The organism is Dokdonella sp. (assembly GCF_036518555.1).
Lineage (GTDB): Bacteria > Pseudomonadota > Gammaproteobacteria > Xanthomonadales > Rhodanobacteraceae > Dokdonella_A.
This window is the reverse complement of record NZ_DATDMY010000031.1, coordinates 1-4,055: the sequence shown is the minus strand read 5'-3', so window position 1 is coordinate 4,055 and position 4,055 is coordinate 1. Positions and strand designations below refer to the sequence as shown.

Sequence of the window (4,055 nt, the reverse complement as noted above, 5' to 3'; positions counted from 1 at the left end):
AGCACGCCGACGCGAGGCACCGCGGGCGCGACGACCGCTGCGGGAGCAGGTGCGGTCCATGGAAGACGCCAGAGCCAGGCACCGGCGCCGATGCAGGCGAACAGCGCGAGCGCGGCGGACAGCAGCACGCGCCGGTCGAGCGGCGCGCGAGGCACGCGCCTGGCCTCGAGCGCGCGCAGTGCGTCGCGCGCGGACGCGAAGCGATGCGCGGGGTTGACCTTGAGCAGGCGTTCGCCGAATGCGTGCAGCCAGCCGGGCAGGTCGGGCCGCGCCTTCGCGAGCGATGGTGGCGGACGCAGCAAGCGCTGCACGACCGCTTCGGCGGGCGTGCCGCCGGAGAACGGCAGTTCTCCGGCGAGCATCTCGTGCAGCATGAGCCCGACCGCATAGAGGTCGCTGCGCGCGTCGATCGCTGCGCCGCGCGCCTGTTCAGGCGAGAGGTATTCGGGCGTGCCGACGATCATGCCGGTCTGCGTCATGCCGGTGGCGCCGAGGATGCGCGCGACGCCGAAGTCGGTGATGTACGCGTGGTCGCCGTCGCCGAGCAGGACGTTGGCGGGCTTGAGGTCGCGGTGCACGACACCGCGCAGGTGCGCTGCCGAGAGTCCCTCGAGCAGACCGCGCACGATCGCGATCGCCTGCTCGGGCGCGAGCCCGGGCGCGCGGCCGAGGCGATGCTCGAGCGATTCGCCGGCGATGTAGTCCATGCTGATGAACCAGCGGCCGTCGTGCTCGGCGATGTCGTGGATGCGCACCACGTGCGGGCTCGACACCTGGCGCGCGAGCAGCAGCTCCTGGCGGAAGTTGCCGAACGCCTCGGGCCGGCGCGCGAGGTCGGGGCGCAGCAGCTTGAGCGCGACGTCGATGTCGAGCGAGAGGTCGCGCGCACGGTAGACCACGCCCATGCCGCCGATGCCGATCATCCGTTCGATGCGGAAGCGTCCGCCCAGCACGTCGCCGACGCGCAGCTCGCTCGCGGCGAAAAAGCCGGTGAGCGTCGCGGTGGCGTCGCCGGGCGCGTCCTCGTCGGGGCTGGCATTCACGCGTCCACGATAGCGCGGAAGCGGCGCGCCGCACAGGGAGGAACGCTTTCTCTACGCCGATACCTTGCGCAGTTCTTGCCACAGCGGCGCGTCGCCGTCCGGCAGCGCATCGATGAGGCCGGAGATGCGATCGCGCAGTCGCGCGGCTTCGAGTGCGGTGGCGGCCGCGCCGGCGACGTTCTCGACCAGTTCGAGGTCGAGTTCGGTGACCGGCGGTCCCGGTGCGCGGCTGTCGGCATAGATCGCGCCGCGCGAACCGTCCTGCATGAGCAGGGGCGTGCAGATCACGGCGCGGATGCCGCCGAGGCGCACGCTCGGCCGCTGCGCGAGCCAGGGCGAGTCGGACGTGTCGCAGCACACCACGGACTTGCGGCTCGCGAGCGCGCGTTCGACCGCCGCCGCGCTGCCGGCGAAGCGGTCGCCGGAGAAATCCGCGTGGCGCAACGCGCGGCTCGCGTGCACGCGCAGCGGCTGTCCGGCGTCGGCGTAGAGCACGAAACCGCGGTCGAGCCCCGACAGTTGCAGCACCATGTCGAGCATCTGCGGGATCAACGTGCTCATGCCGACGTTCGGCTGCCGCAATTGCGACGACAGCGCGCGCGATATCTCGCGGCGGCTGAGCCCGGCCGAGCGGTGCGCGGCGACCGCCTCCGCGTCGATCGGTTCGAACGAGCACTGCACGTCGCCGATCGAGAACCACGTGGAAACCGCCAGCTCCGAACTGCGCACCATGTGCCCGTCGACGCGCATGCCGTTCTTGCTGCCGGTGTCGGACAGCAGCCAGGCCCGCTCCTTCCATTCGAGTTCGGCGTGGAAGCGCGACACCGACGGGTGCTCGATGCGCAGTTCGCACGCGCTGGCGCGGCCGACGCGGTACGCGGTGCCTTCCTCGAGCACGCGCACGAGCGCGGCACCGTCGGGGGGGTAGGCGGTCAGGCGTGCCGGCATCGAGCGGTCACGAACCGCTGGCGCAGCGCAGCAGGCTGAAGCGCAAGGTGCGGGCGAGGCTCGAGAGCTCGCCCGCATCGTTGACGACGTCGCGCTGGCCACGCCAGAGGTTGGCGATGTCGATGCCCGCGTGCGCCTCGATGTCGGCGATGAGATCGTCGAGCGGCGCGATCGCGTTCGTGCAGCCGAGCACGGGGTCGAGTACCGCGGTGCCGATGGCGGCGATCACGTTGGTGAGCAGCGCGGTCAGTTCGCCACGCAGCAGGTTGTCGAGGATCGCCGTGGTCAGGCGCAGGGTCAGTGCGGTCGACTTCGGCAGGATCACCACGAGCACTTCGCCGAGGCCGCTGTTGTTCGCGTCGGACCCGACGACGAACTGCGAGAACGCACCGCCGCGCCCGCGCGCGCGTGCGCTGCCCTTGAGCACGTCCTCCGTGACGTCGGCGAAATCGCCGCCGATCGGCGCCTTGAGCAGCCGGTATCTGCTGTTCGGCTCGTAGGCGAGCCGGTGCGTGTGCACCTCGATGTCGTAGGTATTGCGGAACGACAGCACCCCGGTGCCGTCTTCGGACGGTTCGAAGCCGCTCGTGAACAGCGCGGGCGCGCCCGGTGGCTCCACCGTGACGAGCATCGGGAATGCCGGGTCGATGCTCAGGCCCGCGGGAAGGTGGTTGGTGATCGCCGGTGCATTGTCCGGGTCGAACAGCGCCGCGCCGAGGTTGAGGCTGCGCGGGCTGAGATTCGTCGGCGTGTCGAACACGATCGTGACTTCGGCATCGTACGGCGTGCCGAGCGCGTCTTCGAGCAGGATCGTCGCGTGCGCGGTGTTGCCGATCACCTCGACGTCCACTTGCGCGAGCGCCGCACGCGCGCCGAGCGCGGTCGCGAGCAGCAGCACGCATGCGCGAAGGCGGAACGATCGGATGTCCATCAAGCCCCCTCGAACCCATGCTCGGGCAAGCGGTCGGGGTTCGCGGCCGAGTCTAGCGCGTAACCGGCAGGGCGCTCGCCGGCCGGTGCGCGCGAGGGATTTTCCCCGTCGGTCGCGAGGGGGATTCCGTCGCGCGATCGGGTGCAACGGTGCGTGCGCGCCGTATCGTCGGCGCGCGGAGCGGATCGACACCCTGGCGACCACCCGCGATCGCGAACAGGGCGCGACGACGATGGGCGAGAGCCAGTGAGCCACACGCGGGACGACGATGCTCGGCGCAACGAACTGCGCCGCCGCATCGCGGAGGAACTGATTGCGAGCGACCTGCGTCGCCGCCAGCGCAAGCGCATCGACGCTGCGCTGCTCGACGCTGCGCGCGAAGCGGGCGTGAAGGAGGATGGACTCGCGAGCCCACCGCCCGCGTGCGATCCGGCGGACGGACCGGAGTCGCCGTAGGCCCGTCGCGCCTCGGTCGGGGTCAGTGCGGCGGCCGCTGCTTCAGGCCGCTCTTCCATGCGTACACGGCCGCCTGCGTGCGGTCGCTCACGTCGAGCTTGCCGAGTACGTTGCTCACGTGCGTCTTGACCGTCTTCTCGCCGATGCCGAGCCGTTCGGCAATCTGCTGGTTGTTCAGGCCCTCGGCGATCAGCGCGAGCACCTCGCGCTCGCGCTGGCTCAGCGATTCGAGCATCTCCGCGCCCGGCTCGCTCTCCTGGCGCAGCAGCTCCATCAGGCGCGCGGCCACGCGCTGGTGCAGCACGGCTTCGCCGCGCGCGGCCTTGCGCACCGCTTCGGCCAGCGCGTCGGCATCGACGTCCTTGAGCAGGCACGAGAGCGCGCCCGCGCGCACGGCCTGCACGATCTGCTGGGCGTCTTCGAACGACGTCAGCAGCACGACCTGGGTCTGCGGGTTCTGCTCGCGGATCGTGCGCGTCGTCTCGATGCCACCACCGGGCATGACGAGGTCCACGAGGGCGACTTCCGGCGACTTCTCGCGGCACAGCCGGATGGCGTCGCTGCCGTTCTCGGCCTCGCCGACGATCGCGAGATCCGGATGGGTCTCGAGGAAGGCGCGGATTCCTTGCCGGACGAGCACGTGGTCGTCGGCGATGACGATGCGGATGGGGGCGTTC

At 70.9% G+C, this 4,055-nt stretch carries 5 protein-coding genes; 1 reads left to right on the top strand and 4 read right to left on the bottom strand.

Annotated elements, in window-relative coordinates; translation table 11 throughout:
* From VI238_RS01920 to VI238_RS01910, 3 genes are all read right to left on the bottom strand, one after another.
* Positions 1 to 1,043 (bottom strand): serine/threonine-protein kinase (locus tag VI238_RS01920; protein WP_331647859.1); only part of this gene is annotated, 1,043 nt, incomplete at its 3' end.
* 51 nt (positions 1,044 to 1,094) lie between these two features.
* The gene (locus VI238_RS01915; RefSeq protein WP_331647857.1) at positions 1,095 to 1,991 is read right to left on the bottom strand and encodes an FHA domain-containing protein; all 897 of its coding nucleotides are present in this window, start codon (positions 1,989 to 1,991) and stop codon (positions 1,095 to 1,097) included.
* A gap of 7 nt (positions 1,992 to 1,998) precedes the next feature.
* On the bottom strand, positions 1,999 to 2,922 hold the full coding sequence (locus VI238_RS01910; protein ID WP_331647855.1) for a DUF6689 family protein: 924 nt from the start codon (positions 2,920 to 2,922) through the stop codon (positions 1,999 to 2,001).
* A gap of 246 nt (positions 2,923 to 3,168) precedes the next feature.
* Between VI238_RS01910 and VI238_RS01905 the strand changes: the two genes are divergently transcribed.
* Positions 3,169 to 3,378, top strand: a complete 210-nt coding sequence (locus tag VI238_RS01905) for a hypothetical protein (RefSeq protein WP_331647853.1) — start codon at positions 3,169 to 3,171, stop codon at positions 3,376 to 3,378.
* Positions 3,379 to 3,400: 22 nt separating this feature from the next.
* Here the strand turns inward: VI238_RS01905 and VI238_RS01900 are convergent.
* On the bottom strand, positions 3,401 to 4,055 hold a 655-nt coding region (locus VI238_RS01900), incomplete at its 5' end, for a response regulator transcription factor (protein WP_331647851.1).